The sequence below is a fragment of the Streptomyces sp. NPDC005483 genome (assembly GCF_040606035.1).
GTDB lineage: Bacteria > Actinomycetota > Actinomycetes > Streptomycetales > Streptomycetaceae > Streptomyces.
Map to the genome: position 1 here is coordinate 1 of NZ_JBEXEA010000032.1, position 15,081 is coordinate 15,081.

13 protein-coding genes are annotated in these 15,081 nt (G+C 69.4%); 6 read left to right on the plus strand and 7 right to left on the minus strand.

Features of this window, described 5'->3' with window-relative positions; genetic code table 11:
- Window positions 1-47: 47 nt before the first annotated feature.
- Window positions 48-2,156, minus strand: coding sequence for a helix-turn-helix domain-containing protein (locus tag ABZT06_RS39690; protein ID WP_355752434.1), 2,109 nt, complete (start codon window positions 2,154-2,156; stop codon window positions 48-50).
- A gap of 310 nt (window positions 2,157-2,466) precedes the next feature.
- Here ABZT06_RS39690 and ABZT06_RS39695 point away from each other — a divergent pair, with 310 nt between their 5' ends.
- The 4 genes from ABZT06_RS39695 to ABZT06_RS39710 all read left to right on the plus strand — a co-directional run bounded on the left by ABZT06_RS39695 (window position 2,467) and on the right by ABZT06_RS39710 (window position 5,980).
- Window positions 2,467-2,907, plus strand: a complete 441-nt coding sequence (locus ABZT06_RS39695) for a hypothetical protein (protein WP_355752435.1) — start codon at window positions 2,467-2,469, stop codon at window positions 2,905-2,907.
- Window positions 2,908-3,011: 104 nt separating this feature from the next.
- On the plus strand, window positions 3,012-3,932 hold the full coding sequence (locus ABZT06_RS39700; protein ID WP_355752437.1) for a hypothetical protein: 921 nt from the start codon (window positions 3,012-3,014) through the stop codon (window positions 3,930-3,932).
- Between the two features lie 118 nt (window positions 3,933-4,050).
- Window positions 4,051-5,256, plus strand: a complete 1,206-nt coding sequence (locus ABZT06_RS39705) for a permease (protein WP_355752439.1) — start codon at window positions 4,051-4,053, stop codon at window positions 5,254-5,256.
- An 85-nt stretch (window positions 5,257-5,341) separates the two neighbouring features.
- Window positions 5,342-5,980, plus strand: coding sequence for a class I SAM-dependent methyltransferase (locus tag ABZT06_RS39710; protein ID WP_355752441.1), 639 nt, complete (start codon window positions 5,342-5,344; stop codon window positions 5,978-5,980).
- Window positions 5,981-6,460: 480 nt separating this feature from the next.
- Here ABZT06_RS39710 and ABZT06_RS39715 read toward each other — a convergent pair whose 3' ends face one another.
- The 3 genes from ABZT06_RS39715 to ABZT06_RS39725 are packed head-to-tail and all read right to left on the minus strand — an operon-like array spanning window position 6,461 to window position 10,429.
- Entirely contained in the window at window positions 6,461-7,150 is a 690-nt protein-coding gene (locus tag ABZT06_RS39715; RefSeq protein WP_355752443.1) for a GNAT family N-acetyltransferase, read from the minus strand.
- A gap of 5 nt (window positions 7,151-7,155) precedes the next feature.
- A complete protein-coding gene (locus ABZT06_RS39720) occupies window positions 7,156-9,489 on the minus strand; it encodes a Helicase associated domain protein (RefSeq protein WP_355752445.1) in 2,334 nt (777 codons plus the stop codon).
- Between the two features lie 10 nt (window positions 9,490-9,499).
- Window positions 9,500-10,429 (minus strand): LLM class flavin-dependent oxidoreductase, encoded by a 930-nt coding sequence (locus ABZT06_RS39725; protein WP_355752447.1) that lies wholly within the window; start codon window positions 10,427-10,429, stop codon window positions 9,500-9,502.
- 109 nt (window positions 10,430-10,538) lie between these two features.
- On the opposite strand from ABZT06_RS39725, the gene ABZT06_RS39730 reads away from it, so the two are divergent.
- On the plus strand, window positions 10,539-11,006 hold the full coding sequence (locus tag ABZT06_RS39730; RefSeq protein WP_355752449.1) for a MarR family transcriptional regulator: 468 nt from the start codon (window positions 10,539-10,541) through the stop codon (window positions 11,004-11,006).
- Window positions 11,007-11,075: 69 nt separating this feature from the next.
- On the opposite strand, the gene ABZT06_RS39735 is transcribed toward ABZT06_RS39730, so the two are convergent.
- The gene (locus ABZT06_RS39735) at window positions 11,076-12,329 is read right to left on the minus strand and encodes an IS256 family transposase (RefSeq protein WP_355752451.1); all 1,254 of its coding nucleotides are present in this window, start codon (window positions 12,327-12,329) and stop codon (window positions 11,076-11,078) included.
- 214 nt (window positions 12,330-12,543) lie between these two features.
- Between ABZT06_RS39735 and ABZT06_RS39740 the strand changes: the two genes are divergently transcribed.
- Window positions 12,544-12,897, plus strand: a complete 354-nt coding sequence (locus tag ABZT06_RS39740; RefSeq protein ID WP_355752452.1) for an antibiotic biosynthesis monooxygenase — start codon at window positions 12,544-12,546, stop codon at window positions 12,895-12,897.
- Between the two features lie 192 nt (window positions 12,898-13,089).
- Here the strand turns inward: ABZT06_RS39740 and ABZT06_RS39745 are convergent, their stop codons facing one another.
- Together ABZT06_RS39745 and ABZT06_RS39750 are read right to left on the minus strand one after the other, a co-directional pair.
- On the minus strand, window positions 13,090-13,791 hold the full coding sequence (locus ABZT06_RS39745) for a response regulator transcription factor (protein WP_355752454.1): 702 nt from the start codon (window positions 13,789-13,791) through the stop codon (window positions 13,090-13,092).
- Window positions 13,788-14,981, minus strand: coding sequence for a histidine kinase (locus ABZT06_RS39750; RefSeq protein ID WP_355752456.1), 1,194 nt, complete (start codon window positions 14,979-14,981; stop codon window positions 13,788-13,790). Before ABZT06_RS39750 ends, ABZT06_RS39745 begins: the two co-directional genes overlap by 4 nt.
- Between the last annotated feature and the right edge of the window lie 100 nt (window positions 14,982-15,081).

Sequence of the window (15,081 nt, forward strand, 5' to 3'; positions counted from 1 at the left end):
CGCAGGCCCGCAGTGACCGGACGCTGCCGGCGTCGTTAGCCACCTGCTCACTCGCCTTCGTCGTGGACGGCGTCGCCGCCTTTGATGTGGCGGGCCGGATTCAGCCCTTTCTCCATGAGGTCGACCGCCCACAGCATCGTCTGGACGCCTTCGAGCTTGGCCAGGCCGGGGGTGGGTCCGAGGCGGAAGCCGCCGGGCTGGGGCTTGCCGGAGGCGGCGTAGGGGAGGAAGTCGAGCGGGCTCTCCCCGGGTGAGGGGTAGACGACGCAGTCGGAGAGCACGGCGAGCGGGTACAGGCCCGTCATGGTGGCCATGTTGCGCAGTTTGCGGTGCATGTTGACGCGCGCTTTGGAGATGACGGCGGCGCGGATGTCGGGGCGCCAGGTCGGGCGCTGCAGAGCCGGCCACCGCTCGCCCTCCTTGTACTTCTTGCCCTGGGGGCGCTCGCGCAGCTTGCCGATGCCGCCCTTCACCGTGGCCTTGATGGCAGCCAGAACGGCCGCCATCGCCGGGTCGGCGTCCTTGTGCTGCTCCATCGCCGCCAGGAACTCCGCGTCGGTCAGGTCCTTGGTGACGCCGAGGTCGGAGAGGGTGTCTACGTAGGCGGCCTTGAGACGGTCGTGCCACGGGTCCAGGTACGCGCCGGTCTCCCGCCGCAGATACCCCTCCAGCGGGGCCACGTTGTAGCCGAGTTCCTGGGCGTAGGCGACGGTGTGCGTCTGATACCAAGCCGGACCTGTTGGCCGGGTGCCGTCCGGCGTGAAGGGCGATGGCAGCCGCGGGTCCACCTCGACGTGGGACAGATCGACCAGCCAGCTCCCGGGGATCTTCGGGTTGAACCCCGGAGCGTGGAAGTGGTCAGGGGCACTGAGACCGACGACGAGGCGGGCCGCGGCCGCGAGGAAGGCAGTGTTCAGATCCAGGCCGACCGCGTACGGCAGCGTGCACTCCTCATCGTTGAGCAGGCTGACGTCGCGCACCCACTGGTACGCCTCCTCGTCGAGGAAGCCACCAGTCCAGCCGCTGTCCACGACGACAGGATGCTCGGGGGTGGCTTCCGGCGGCGCCGGGTCCATCGGCTCCGTGCCCAGCGAGCCGGGATTGTGGCCCGGCACCCAGTTCCCCGTCTGGGGGTCCTGCACCGCGCGGGTGGGTGGCCGCAGCGCGGTCATCAGCTCCAGCCCGGACACGGCCGTGGAACCGCGCGGGGTGATGACCCGCTGGGCGTACACGCCCAGGACGCGGGCGATGTCGGCCGGCTCCATCTCCGCAACGCCGGGCCAGGAGCGTTCATCGAGGGCGTCCCAGGACAGGATCGCCAGCTGCACGCACTGCCGCTCGCGCCCCTGGACCTTGCGGTAGATCCTTGCCCAGGGGCCGAACCCGCGCTGGGTGAGGCGCCATTTCGCTTTCACCACCTGCTTGACCACCGGGTGATCCTCGGGCAGCCGAAGGGACCGGCGCTGCTCATGGCCATCAAGGCGTTCGGGCAGTCCGAGCTTCACGGCGGCCGCGGCGGTGAGCACGATCAGCGGGTCGCTGTCCTTGCCGTTGCGGTGCAGGCGCGGCGCACCGAGCCCGGACTCGCGCAGCGTCCACTCCACCAGCTCCACCACACTTGTCGCCGGGCAGTCGAGCACGATGCCGCCCGTGGCGTACGCGCGGCCGTCGCCGTCCAGCACGGCGAGCGGGCCGTGCGGGAAACGCGGGTCGGCTGCGGGCTGCGCCGCCTTCTTCGGGGCCGGACGCCGCGATGCCGCGGCCGGCCGGGCTGCGGGACGCGCCGGCCCCGCAGCTGGGACAGCGGGCGTCTGCGGGGTGTGTGCCGTCTCCACCGCGGACACAGCCGGTTCGGTAGATGCCGCGGGCGCTGTTGCGGCAACCGAGGCTGTCGGGGCTGCGCCGGGGGCGGGGTACTTCGCCGCCCATCCGTTCAGCAGCCGCTGGTAGGCGTCCAGGCGCGGCGACTTCGGCTCGCTGCGGCCGTTCTCCCAGTTCTTCACCGACTGGGTCGTAGTCTTCAACGCGGTGGCGAGACGGGCTTGCGTGATGCCGGCAGCCTCCCGCAGCCGGGCCCGCTCCGCCGGCGGCGGCAGGTGTGGCTCCTCGTTCAGCAGAGCGTCGACGGACGCGAACAGCTCTTCCTCAGATGCCATTTCCCTGCACCTTCACGTCAGAACCTGAGACTTCTTAACCAGCAACTTATCCCACTCTTTAACCCTACCGTGCCCATTCCAGTCCCAGCGTGGCGAGCGCGGCGAGTTTGTCAGCTGGTGAGCTTCCCCCTGCGTCCCTTCTGGTTCATGATCCACACTCCGAGCTTGCGGCACACCACCCGCCCCGCTGCCTCCCCTGGGTCGGCCGGGACTCGATGTGCCTGAGGCGGTTTATACCCCGCCCCGGTATGGTGAGGTGCGCGTCACCGGTCGGCGCGCCGACCGGTGAAGGAAGAGAAGGGGACGGAACGTGGGCAGCGGACAGGCAGGCAGACGGGGCATCGCCCGGCTGCTGGCCGTGTGCGCGGTGCTCCTCGGCCTGTTCCTCATGCACGGCTCCCCGGCGAGTGCCGCCGAGGGCTGCCACGGCTCCATGCCCGCACCCGCACCGATGCCCGCCGGCCACGATGCCTCCCCCATGACCACGGCTCACGCGCCCGCCACGCATCACCCAGGCTCGGCCGAGGCCTTCCAGGTCGCCGGGGCTCCCGGCGTGTCCGGGGTGCTGTGCGTCGCGACTCCGGCCCACGAGCGGATCCCCCTGCCGGCGCCCGGCCTCCTCGCGGTGGCCGTCACGGCTTTGGCCGCATGGACGCCGGCCCGGCTGCGGGCACTAGGCGGGAGCTGGCTGCGCGGGCCACCGTCCGGCGGAAGAGATCACCTGCTGAAGGCGTGCATCGCGCGGGCGTGACAGGCACCCGCCGAAACCCGGCCACCGGCCGGGACCGGCACCGTGCCCTGCCCTCTCCGCGCGCCACCGGTGTGGTGCGCCCACCCGGAAAGACCCCCGCTTCGATGATCTCCTCTTCCCGTCTCATTGCCCGCCGCCGGGCGATCGCCGCGACCGGTGCCGCAGCGGCTCTCGCCCTGACCCTGGCCGCCTGCGGCTCCTCCAGCGACTCCGCCTCCATGCCGGGCATGGACCACGGCAGCAAGTCCTCCGCATCGTCCTCGTCCAGCGCGTCGCCCTCGATGGCCGACATGCCCGCCATGGACCACATGGCTTCCGGCAACGGCCTGTCCAACGGCCAGGACGGCTACCGCCTCACCTCGAAGGACTCCACACTGCCGTCCGGCAAGCAGGCCGCGTACCGGTTCACGGTGACCGGCCCGGACGGCAAGGCGGTCACCGACTTCGCCGTCGACCAGACCAAGCGGATGCACTTCTACGCAATCCGCTCCGACCTGACCGGATTCCAGCACGTCCACCCGACCATGGCCGCCGACGGCACCTGGACCGCTGGTCTGTCCTCCCTCACTCCGGGTTCCTGGCGCATGTTCGCCTCCTTCACCCCGAACACCGGCAAGGGCACGGACCTCGTGCTCTCGCGCACCGTCACGGTGCCCGGCAAGGCAGCGAAGACCCCGCTGCCCGCACCGGCCACCAGCACGCAGGTCGACGGGTACACCGTCACCGTCGAGGGCGAGCCCATGGCGGGCATGGCGCACCCGCTGACCGTCTCGATCGCCAAGGACGGAAAGCCCGTCACCGACCTTGAGCCCTACCTGGACACCTACGCCCACCTGACCGCCTTCCACGAAGGCGACGCCGCGTTCGCCCACCTCCACCCGACCACGAAGGTGAGCGGCGACAACGGCGGCCCGGACCTGTCCTTCCATGCCGAGCTGCCCAGCTCCGGCAACTGGCGGCTGTTCCTGCAGTTCCAGACCGGCGGCAGGCTCCATACCGCCGCCCTGACCCTGCGCGTCGGCTGAACCCCGGCGGGGCGCCGCCCACGCGGCGGCGCCCCGCACCCCGGTCCGACGGACAAGCACCCCAAGAGGACGTGTCTGTGGGCGGCGGGTCCCGTCCTTACGGAGGAAGGTTTCACAGATGCACGCAGTACTGCACGCACTGTCGATTGCCGGGTCGATGACCTGGGAGATCACCTGGGCCCTGATTCTTGGTTTCGCCCTGTCCGCTGTCGTCCAGGCCGTGGTCCGCAAGTCCACCGTGGTCTCGCTCCTGGGCGATGACCGGCCCCGCACCCTCGCCGTCGCCGCCGGCCTGGGCGCGGCGTCGTCATCCTGCTCGTACGCGGCGGTTGCGCTGGCCCGCTCACTGTTCCGCAAGGGCGCGAACTTCACCGCCGCGATGGCCTTCGAGATCGCCTCCACCAACCTGGTCGTCGAGCTCGGCGTGATCCTGGCCCTGCTGATGGGCTGGCAGTTCACCGCCGCCGAATTCGTCGGCGGCCCGATCATGATCATCGTGCTGGCGGTGCTGTTCCGGATCTTCCTGCGTGACAAACTCCTGCGCACCGCCCGCGAGCAGGCCGAAAGGGGCCTTGCCGGCTCGATGGAGGGCCACGCCGCGATGGACATGTCCGTGGCAGGCGAGGGTTCCTTCGCCCGGCGCCTGTTCTCCCGCCAGGGCTTCACCTCGACCTCGCACGTCTTCGTCATGGAGTGGGCGGCGATCCTGCGCGACCTGGTCGTCGGGCTCCTCATCGCCGGTGCCATCGCCGCCTGGGTTCCCGATTCCTTCTGGCGCACCTTCTTCTTCGACGGCCACCCCCTCGCCGCCAAGCTGTGGGGCCCGATCGTCGGCCCGCTGGTGGCGATCGCCTCCTTCGTGTGCTCCATCGGCAACGTGCCGCTGGCGGTGGTGCTGTGGAAGGGCGGCATCAGCTTCGGCGGCGTGGTGGCGTTCATCTTCGCCGACCTGCTGATCCTGCCGATCCTCAACATCTACCAGAAGTACTACGGCGCCAGGACGGCCGCCTTCCTGCTCGGCACCTTCTACCTCGCGATGGTCATCGCCGGGTACATCGTCGAACTCGCCTTCGGAGGGCTCGGTCTGATCCCCGACCAGGCCGACGCGAAGATCCCCATGGCGGGCGTGAGCTGGAACTACACCACCTGGCTCAACATCGCCTTCCTCCTCCTGGCCGCAGTGCTCCTGGTGCGCTTCGTGCTCACCGGCGGGCTGTCCATGCTCCGCATGATGGGCGGCTCACCCGACACCGGCCACGATCACACCGGCCACCCGCAGCACGGGCACCCGACAGGGGATGCGCACGGCGGGCACCACCACTGAAGCGCGGCCCTCCACCCGTGGGTGGAGGGCCGGCTCTGCCCACGGGCCGATCCGTGAACCGCCGTCGACATGCTGGAGTAGCGCTGTGACTGCCACCCTGCCGCGCATCCTGCCCAGCCCGGACGGCAAACCGGTCCCGCCGCCCGGCACCGCCGACGTCTTCCGGGCCTTCGCCCGTGACCTGGCTGCCGGCCGACGGCCCTGGACGGCCGAAGCCGCCGCGTTCATCACTGACCAGTTCGACCAGCTGGCCGCCGACTGGGACGCCACACGCGCCACCGGTCGGGACGACCCCGTGCGCGACGCCATCGACCGCGGCGGTCCGCTCCCCGCGGGGCCCTGCTTGGAACTCGGCTCGGGTACCGGACTGTTCACCCCCCTGCTGACCGCCGCCTTCCCGACGGTGATCAGCCTGGACCTGTCCGAGCAGATGCTCCGCCAGGCCGCAGGCCGCTCACCTCGCCGGGTACGCGCCGACGCCAGCGAGCTTCCTCTCCCCGATGCCTCAGTGGCAGCTGTCGCCGCCATCGACATGCTGCTCTTTCCGACCGAGACCGCCCGCGTCCTCGCCCCCGAGGGCGTCCTGCTGTGGATCAACCAGCTCGGTGAAGACGGACCCTTGTACCTTCCGGCGGATGACGTGGCCGCCGCCCTGCCCGGCAGCTGGCAGGCAACTGAAGCCGCAGCCGGCTGGGGATCGTGGGCCATCCTGCGCCGGGTCTGAGGGTTGCCTGCTGATACCGACGCACCGTATTGCCGCTGCTTCGCGGTCGCCGTCCACTCACCCGCTGGATGCCGTACGGCCCCGGGCGGGCACGGGAGGGGCGCGGCGTTCTCACCGGCATGAGTGTAGGGAATACCCCTAGGGGGTATGAAGTGGACGGACCTCACCACCGAGACCGCCGCCGGTACGCCGATGACAGAAACCGAGACCTCCAGTGGCAGCGCTGCGGGATCCAGGTTGTCCGCCTGCCCGTGGAGGACCTGCAGCAAGGTGAGCAGCTCACCAACCGACTCAAGGAAGAGCTTTCACGGCACCTCTGGCCCCGGTGACCAAAGTGGCGGGAGCGTCATCGACAACCCACCCCATGCTCGCCGAAACGCCCTCTGAGGCGGTACGTGGCCATCGGGCCCGGGCCCCACGCAGGAGGGCCGGACCGGACATACATCTGACCGCGAGAGCGAGTGAAGAGATCGGGCGTGTTCAGAGTCCGCGCAAGACGTCGGTGACTGGACATCCCCAGGCTGCTCCTGGCGTCTCGGATTCGATCATCCTCAACCCGCACGCTTGGAAGAACGTGCGGCGGCTGGGAACATCGTCGCCGTCCTGAGGAGCCAGGGCGAGGAATGTGCGACCGGCTTCCTGAGCCTGCCGGGCAACTTCGGTCAGCAGGGCCCGTCCGAGACCGCTGCGCCGCTCAGCGGCAGCGACCGCGATGTTATAGATCCACGCCTGTTCTCCAGGATGGCCGGCCCGTCCTTCGCCATCCACGAGGAAGCGGGCCGTGCGCGCGGTTCGCCGGGCCGGCTCTGCGTCGCGCAATCGGTCGTGGTGCTCCGCTGCCTCCCGCCAGAACCTCTTGGTCCAGTACGTACGCCATGTCGCCTCGCGTCCGGTGTGGGGCATTGCTCGCATCCACTCCGGGTGCAGACGATGTACCTCGGAGACGACTTCGGCGCCTTCCCGGTCAGCCTCGCTGCGCAGCCGTTCGTCCGTCGCGGTCGTGATGGCCTCGATGATGGCTGCCCGCATGTCCGAGTGGGGGTGCTGCAGCACCCCCAACAGGACGCTCGGCGCGGTTACCACTCGATGGCCGAGGGCATGAGCGACCGTCTTGAACCGGCTCCCAGCCCGCGCATCCCCCAAATAGGACCAGACGTTGTTGTCGAGCATGATCCTCACGCTGTCGTGCCCCCTCGAACGCCCTCACTCCTCGCCCAGTCGAGTCCGAGGTCGGCGAGCTGCGCGAGCCGCTCGGTGGTGAGCTTCCCCCTGCGTCCCTTCTGGTTCATGATCCACACTCCGAGCTTGACCTTCGATCCGTCCGGCAACGCCTCTACGTGCCCCCTTGGGACGGTCAGGGAGCCGGTGCGGGTCTTGTACTGCGCCAGGGCCGCAACGCCTCTCTCAAAGGGGCTCATGGGCGCCGTGGACGCCTTGACGGGCTCCGCCGGGGCCGGGGCGGCGGCGAGCGGGGTGATGCCGAGTTGTTCCAGGCGCTCGCGCTGCCCGTCCGTCAAGGCCTCCCAGACCTTCGATGTCCGCTGCTTGGCGAGCCATTTGCCGATGTCCATGCCGTGGACCGTGAACCCGGGCAGCACCTCGGTCTCACCAGCCTGTCCGTCTTCGTCGGCCACGAGCTCGCGTAGGGCGGCGTAGTGGCGTTGCCAGTCCGCCGGCCATTGCGGGTTCCAGTCGGGGTCGATCTCCTTGAGCGCGGTCTCCCACTCTGGGTGCCCGTCCAGCGCGCCCGCGCGGCGCAGGTTGCTCAGCCACTGCCCTACCGGCCGGTCCAGCATCCCTGCGGACCTGGGAGCGCAGAGGGTCCAGTGGTCTTCGTAGTACGCCTTTGCGGCCTCCAGGTTCTCCTGGAAGCGCTCGTCAGCAACGCTCCAGACCATGCCGAGCTGCTCGAGCCGACGGGCACGCAGCCCGCTCATCTCCCCAGCCGAGAAGGCCCGCCGCTGCTCTGCCACCCATTGCCCAAGCGGTGTCGCGCCTTCGCGGTGTCCGTAGGGCACGCGGGCATTCCCGACTCGCTCGACGTACGTCTTCAGTTTTGCCCAGCCGCGGGCCCAGTCCTGGCGCTCGGTGTCGATGACGTTGAAGGAGACCCAGTTGGCGACCATCACGGGATCCCTGGGGGCGGCGAAACGGAGCAGCAGGCGGGATTCGTCTTCGCCTTCCTCTGGGGCGACACCGATGTTCACGGACGGTTGCGCGACGTCTTTCTGAGGCTCCTGTGGAATCGCGAGCAGTTCGATGGCTTCTTCGTCGTGGGCCCGCAGGCCTTCCAGGACTTTCACCAGAGGCCGGTAGGAGCCAGAGGTGAACATGTCCTCGGGCTGCTCTCCGGGCTGGAGGAATACGGGCACGATCAGAGAGGCGAGCTTGCCCTGTCCGGGCTTTTGCCGGAGTGCCCGGCCGATGGCCTGGACGATGTCGTGCGGCGCGCCCTTGGGGTCCAGCAGGGCCACGGAGTCCACCGCGCGGATGTCGACGCCCTCGCCCAGGACCCGGCAGTTCGAGAGCACGGCCCGCTGCGCCGTGCTGCCGAACGAGCCGAGGACCTCTCGCCGGTGTTCGGGGACGTGCTCGCCGCAGAGCCAGTTGGCCCAGATCCGCTTGGGGTAGGTCTCGGGCTGGTCGGCGTGCAGCTTGGCCGCGACGCGCTCCAGGCCCTCCGCGTACGCCTGCGCCTCGATGGTGCGGTGGTGGAAGGTGATGCACGTCGACAGGTCGTGCTGCGCCATCGTGTGCAGCAACGCGGCCTGCAGGGCTCCGAGGCGCTGCCCGCGCACTTCCTCGCTGTGCCGCTCCTCGCCCATCAGCCGCTCGGGAGTGACGACGGGGTCCTTCAGTTCCAGGACGATGATCTGGTACCGCGCCAGCAGGCCCCGGGAGACGGCCGAGGCGAGCGAGAGCTTGTACAGGACGGGCCCGAAGACCTTCTCGTCATCCATGGACGCTGCCATCTCCCGCGGCAGCGGATCCCGCACCCCCTCGGCAACGTCCCGGCTCAGCCGCTCCTCCCAGATCCGCGGTGTGGCCGTCAGGTACAGCCGCCGGGAGGCAGGGATGACGCTCTGGTCGTGGATGTCCGCCCACGCCTTACCCATCGACCCCGACGTCCGGTGCGCCTCATCCACCACCGCCAGGTCCACCGGATCCAACTTCTGGCCGTAGACACCCTCGAACGCCTCCGCCAGAACACCCAAAGACGCGTAGGTGGCGTAGATGGTCACCGGCCCCTGCCCGTGCCACAGCGCCAACTGGATCGGATTCGTCGTGGAGCGCACCCTCAACGACCACAGCTCCGGATCGTCCTGAAGCGAACACACCGCCACCGCCGGCCCCCTGTGCCCGGCCTCGTGCCACGCCCTCACCGTCTGCGCCAGCAGATCCAGCGTCGGCACCAACACGAGCACACGCCCCCTGGGCACAAGCCGCCTCGCCGACGCCGCAGCCATGACGGTCTTCCCCGTGCCGCACGCCGCGTGAGGAATAGTCAAGACTTGTGGGTCAGAATTCTCTTGTGTTGCGCACGGGCGTGATGATTTCGTCGGTGAGCCATCGCGCGACCTGGGAGGGATAGGGGCTTCGCAGGCTCAGCACGATGTGCGTCACGCCTGCGGCTATGAGCTCTGTGATGGCCTTGCGGTCGGCGGTTGGGTCGTCGTAGGAGACGATGTACTGCACGGAACGGGTGATCGTCCGCGGATCACGGCCTATGGCCGTGCAGTGGTCGTCCAGAACGGCACTGCGCTCGGTGATGTAGTCCAGTGTGTTGTGCGGCGGTCCGGGGATGTTCCAGATATCGGCGTGCTCGGCGACCAGGCGGAGCGTTCGGTTTCCCCAGCCGCCGATCAGCAGGGGCGGGCCTGGCTGCTGGACGGGTTTCGGCTCGTTGCGGTTGCCGGTCAGGGTGTAGTAGCGCCCATGGAAGTCGAAGACGTCCCGCGTCCACATGCCGCGGAGGATGGCGATGGTCTCCTCCAGGCGGGCGATGCCTTCGGCGGGCGGGACGAGCGTGAGGCCGTAGGCCGCGTACTCCGCGGCGGCCGGGTTCTCGCCGGCGATTCCGCCCGCGTTGGGGGGCTGCACGGTGCCGCCCACGCCGATGCCCATGATCAGGCGGCCCCCGGAGATCACGTCGACTGTTGTGGCGATTTTGCCGAGGACGGCGGGCGGCCGGATCCGATTGCTCGTAACGAGCAGGCCCAGGCGCAGCCGCTGGGTTCTGGCGGCCAGGGCGCTCAGCAGCGTCCACCCTTCGAGGATCTGCCCGTCCTTCGGGCCGGCGATCGGCATGAGGTGGTCCCACAGCCAGGCGTCCGCGATCTCGGGCTGATCGTCGGCCTCCTGCCACACACGGAGGATGTCCTCGTAGGGGACCCGCATCGGGGTGGTCTTGATTCCGAACGTTACGGAGGGGAGGTGCTGGTCGGACATGGTTGCCACGCGTCCTTCGAGTCGACGCGCCACCGTGGACGGCGACGCTACCGTCACCGTAGTGGATCGTCAGCATGGCTGACTATCAGTCTCCGGATACGCTGCGGCCATGACTCGCGACGCGCCGCCGGAGGTCCTCTCCTCCCGCCTCGGCTATCTGCTCAAGCACGCATACCTGCGGCTGACCGAGGAGTCCTCGCGGGCCTTGGCGCCGCATGGGATCGATGGCCGCGAACTGGCGGTTCTCGCAGTCCTCGACGCGCATGACGAGCTGTCTCAACTGGAAGCGGCGGGCAAACTGGGCATCGACCGCACCACGATGGTGGCCCTCGTGGACGCCTTGGAGGACAAGGAACTCGTCGAGCGGCGCCGCAGCCCCCAGGACCGACGCAAGAACATCGCGCAGCTGACACCGGCCGGACGGGAGCGGCTGCACGACGCCGAACTCGCCCGCCAGGAGATGGAACGCCACTTCCTCGCCCCGCTCTCCAGTGCAGACGCCACGCGCTTGGTCCGTGCCCTGCAGTGCCTGGCCGGCGCCCCGACGAGCGCCGGCCAGGCGTCTGACTCGGCATGATGGACGGTGACGGTGGCCCACATCCGTAGACCTCCGTAGTCAGCGAGTGGGGTCTCCAGCCATCTCGGATCAGGCTGCGTGAACCGTGGGGCGTTCGACGAGGTGTCCGCGTTCGAAGCGGGCTCCGGCGCGGACGAGGGCGACGAGGTGGGGTGCGTTCACGGCCCGCCAGCGGACCTGGGCGGACTCAACGAGCTTGAACACCATGGCCAGGGCGGCAGCCGCGCTGCCGGCGCCCCGGGTGACCTTGGTCCGCAGCCGGACGGTGGCGAAGGTCGACTCGATCGGATTCGTGGTCCGCAGGTGGATCCAGTGCTCGGCGGGGAAGTCGTAGAACGCCAGCAGCTCATCCACGTCGTCGGTGATCTTCTTGACGGCCTTGGGGAACTTGGCTCCGTACGCCTTCTCGAACGCGGTGACGGCCTTGAGCGCGTGGTCGCGGTCCTCGGCGTTGTAGATCTCCTGGAGCGCCTTCTTCGCGCTGGGGTGCGCGGACTTCGGCAGGGCGTTCGTGACGTTGGCGATCTTGTGAACCCAGCACCTCTGATGGCGGGCCTCGGGGAACACTTCGGCCAGGGCCTTCCAGAAGCCCAGGGCGCCGTCGCCGACCGCGAGGACGGGTGCACGCATGCCGCGCCGTTGGCAGTCGCGCAGCAAGTCGGCCCAGGAGGCGGCGGATTCGCGGTAGCCGTCGGCCATGGCGATCAGCTCCTTGGTGCCGTCCGCTCGCACGCCCATCAGTACCAGGACGCACGACTTCACCTCCCGCAGGCGTATGCGCATATGGATGCCGTCGGCCCAGACGTAGACGTAGTCGCTGCCGGACAGGTCGCGCTCGCCGAACGCGGTGTGGTCGGCCTGCCACTGAGTCGTCAGTCGGGTCACGGTCGCCGGTGAGAGTCCGGCGGAGCTGCCCAGGAACTGCTCGAGGGCGGGCACGAAGTCGCCGGAGGACAAGCCGTGCAGGTAGAGCAGCGGCAGCACCTCACTGATCTTCGGGGACTTGCGGCACCACGGCGGGAGGATCGCCGAGGAGAACCGCTTGCGCTCGCCCGTCGCCTCGTCGACGCGCCTGTCGTTCACCCGCGGGGCCTTCACCTCGACCGTCCCGGCCGCAGTGGTGACCTTCCGTGGCTGGTGATAGCCGTTGCGGACGACCAGGCGGTGCCCGCGCTCGTCACGCTGATCGGCCAACTCGGCTATATAGGCGTTAACTTCATCTTCCAGGGCAGCGGCAAGCATCCGCCGGGCGCCCTCGCGGACGATGCCGTCAATCAGAGAACCGGTCCCGGTCGTTCCATCGGCATTCACTACGCTCAGCACGGGCGTGCCTTCCCTGCCGACGGTGCAACGCCGGCCTTCTCGATGACCAGAAGTCGATCACTCGGGAAGGTACGCCCTCCGCGTCCAACCCGAGGCCGATCCACAGGTCATGAGCATTGCTCGTACGGCCTTCGGTCAAGAACCCCGATCCCTCATGCATCCCGGTCAGGAAAGACGCTGGATCGTTGGGCACGTCCCGCCTTACGGTGACGCCATGAGCGATCACCCGGAAGCGTCTGTCAGGCCCGTCGAAGCCTATGAACCCCCCTACTACGTAGCTGTCTTCACTACAGTGCGAGCCCAGGAACAGAGCGGCTACAGCGAGACCAACGCCCGCATGGAAAACCTGGTGAAGGACGTCCCGGGGTTCCTGGGGATGGACCACGCACAGACTCCTGGCGGGCTGGGCATCACCGTAGGGTACTTCCGGGACGCCGACGCCCTCACGGAGTGGCGGACCAACGCCGAGCATCGAGCAGCGCAAAAGCGTGGGCAAGCCGAGTGGTACCAGAGCTACACGCTGCACGTGGCGAAAGTGGAACGGAGCCATGGGTTCACGCGAGCGTAGGTTCCGCGAAGCCCCATGTTCGAATCCTGACCTGACCGAATGCCCGAGAGGCTTTGCAAACAGGCACAAAGCCCTGTTCCAGGACGAGGGCATTTCAGGGTCGCGTGACCCGAGGAGTGACGGTGCCGGTTCGGCTCGCAGGCTGATGGTCGCCGCCCGGGTCGGCCTGCCGGGTCGATTGGCGGGAAGGCGTCAGGCGGGCGGGGTGTGGCGTTCGCGTATGGTTCCGGTCTCCCAGGCCCAGGCGGCGATCTCGACGCGGTTGCGGACGTTCAGCTTGTCCTTGATGTTGGCCAGGTGGGTCTTGACGGTGCCCAGGGAGAGGTGCAGTTCGCCGCAGATCTCCTGGTTGGTGCGGCCGACCGCGAGGAGGCGTACGACGTCGAGTTCCCGCTCGGACAGCGGATGCGGGGCGGGTGCCGCCTGCTGGTGTCCGGCGAGGTGTTTGAGCAGGCGGACGGTGACGGCGGGGGAGACCAGGGCGTCGCCGCGGGCGGCGGAGCGTACGGCCTCGATCAGCAGAGTGGAGGCGGCGTCCTTGAGGAGGAAGCCGCAGGCGCCGTTGCGCAGGGCGGTGTAGGCGTAGTCGTCCTGGTCGAACGTGGTCACCACGACCACGCGCAGGGGGTCGGTGACGCTCGGCCCGGCCAGGGCGCGGGTGACCTCCAGGCCGTCGAGTCTGGGCATGCGGATGTCGACGAGGCACACGTCGGGGCGCAGCCTGCGGGCGAGTTCGACGCACTGGGCCCCGTCGGCGGCCTCGCCGATGACGTGCAGGTCGGGCTGGGTGCCAAGGATCAGCCGGAAGCCCGTGCGGATCATCTCCTGGTCGTCTGCGATCAGTACCTTCGTCCGGGTCCCTCTCGCCTCGTGCGCATTGCTGCCGCCGTTCATGCCGGTGATCCTTGCACAGCCGCCAGAACGGGGAAGCGGGCCGTCACGGACCAGCCTCCGTCCGGTGTCCGGCCGCTGGTCAGGGCGCCTTCTACGGCCTCCGCCCGTTCGCGTAGTCCGACGAGGCCGAAGCCGCTCCTGCCGCCGGTCGGGAGGGCGGAGCGCACGGTCGGGGCGGTGTTGCGCACCTCCACCCGCAGCAGGTCGGCGCCCGCGTGGCGGTCGAGGCCGAGGCGGACGGCCACGTCTGTTCCGGGGGCGTGGCGCCGTACGTTCGTCAGTGCCTCCTGCACCACCCGGTGGACGGACGTCTCCACCTCGGGAGCCAGCCGGGCCCCGCGCACCGCGGGCTCGGCGTCCAGCGTCGCTTCGGTGCCGTGCCCGGCGAACGCGGAGACCAGACGGTCGAGTTCGGTCAGCAGCTCGCCCGGGCGTGCGGCCTGGTGGTCGTCTTCCCGCAGGACCCGCACCAGGCGGCGCATGGAGTCCAAAGTTTCGGAGCCGGCTCGGGAGATGCCCTCCAGCAGCGGTTTGACCTGCTCCGGCGAGGAATTCTGGATCATCAGCGCGGCGTTGGCGTGCACGATGATGCCGGTGACGTGGTGGGCGACGAAGTCGTGCAGGTCCCGGGCGAGTTCCAGGCGCTCGTTGTGGCGTACGGCGGTCACGGCCCGGGCCCGTCGGGCGTCCAGCAGCCGCAGGTAGCAGCCCAGGCCCGCGGCCCCGACGACGGCGAAGGTCAGCAGGAAGGAGAACGTGAGGGTCTCGTAGTCCGTGCTCATGCGCAGCGGCAGGGCGATCACCGCGACGCTCAGCGCCGCCGACATGGCCACCGCGGCGGCAGGCCGCCGCAAGCGGCGCGCGGTGCGGACGAGTAGACCCAGCAGGGCCGTGGTTTCCAGCAGGCCCCACGAGAACTCCGCCGGGGTGCCGAGGAGGCACACGGAGGTGAGTGCCAGCGAACCCAGTGCCGCGGCACTGGCGCGCATCACGAAAGGGGGGCGCCGGTCGGGCAGGAGCAGGGCCAGGGCGGTGAGCGTACCGAAGATCAGCATGATCAGCTGGAGCGGGCTGTCGCCGCTGTCGACCAGGCCCGCCAGGTCGAGCAGCCACAGTGCTGCCAGGCCGACGCAGACCAGGCCGGTGATCATCCGTCGGACGGCGGGGGAGAGCGGGGTGTCGAGTTCCACCCTTCGAGGGTAGAGACGAGAGGCGATGAGAGGGTCGGCCTGCGGGCCGATGCGGCGGCGCCCATACCGGCCCGGCGGCCGAAGCGGGCTGTGGTGGTGG

Excerpts from the sequence above, each read along its gene's own strand:
- ABZT06_RS39730 (WP_355752449.1), top strand. The coding sequence starts at position 10,539 with ATGACTCGCGACGCGCCGCCGGAGGTCCTCTCCTCCCGCCTCGGCTAT.
- ABZT06_RS39745 (WP_355752454.1), bottom strand. The coding sequence starts at position 13,791 with ATGAACGGCGGCAGCAATGCGCACGAGGCGAGAGGGACCCGGACGAAG.
- ABZT06_RS39715 (WP_355752443.1), bottom strand. The coding sequence starts at position 7,150 with ATGCTCGACAACAACGTCTGGTCCTATTTGGGGGATGCGCGGGCTGGG.
- ABZT06_RS39700 (WP_355752437.1), top strand. The coding sequence starts at position 3,012 with ATGATCTCCTCTTCCCGTCTCATTGCCCGCCGCCGGGCGATCGCCGCG.
- ABZT06_RS39705 (WP_355752439.1), top strand. The coding sequence starts at position 4,051 with ATGCACGCAGTACTGCACGCACTGTCGATTGCCGGGTCGATGACCTGG.
- ABZT06_RS39690 (WP_355752434.1), bottom strand. The coding sequence starts at position 2,156 with ATGGCATCTGAGGAAGAGCTGTTCGCGTCCGTCGACGCTCTGCTGAAC.
- ABZT06_RS39725 (WP_355752447.1), bottom strand. The coding sequence starts at position 10,429 with ATGTCCGACCAGCACCTCCCCTCCGTAACGTTCGGAATCAAGACCACC.
- ABZT06_RS39740 (WP_355752452.1), top strand. The coding sequence starts at position 12,544 with ATGAGCGATCACCCGGAAGCGTCTGTCAGGCCCGTCGAAGCCTATGAA.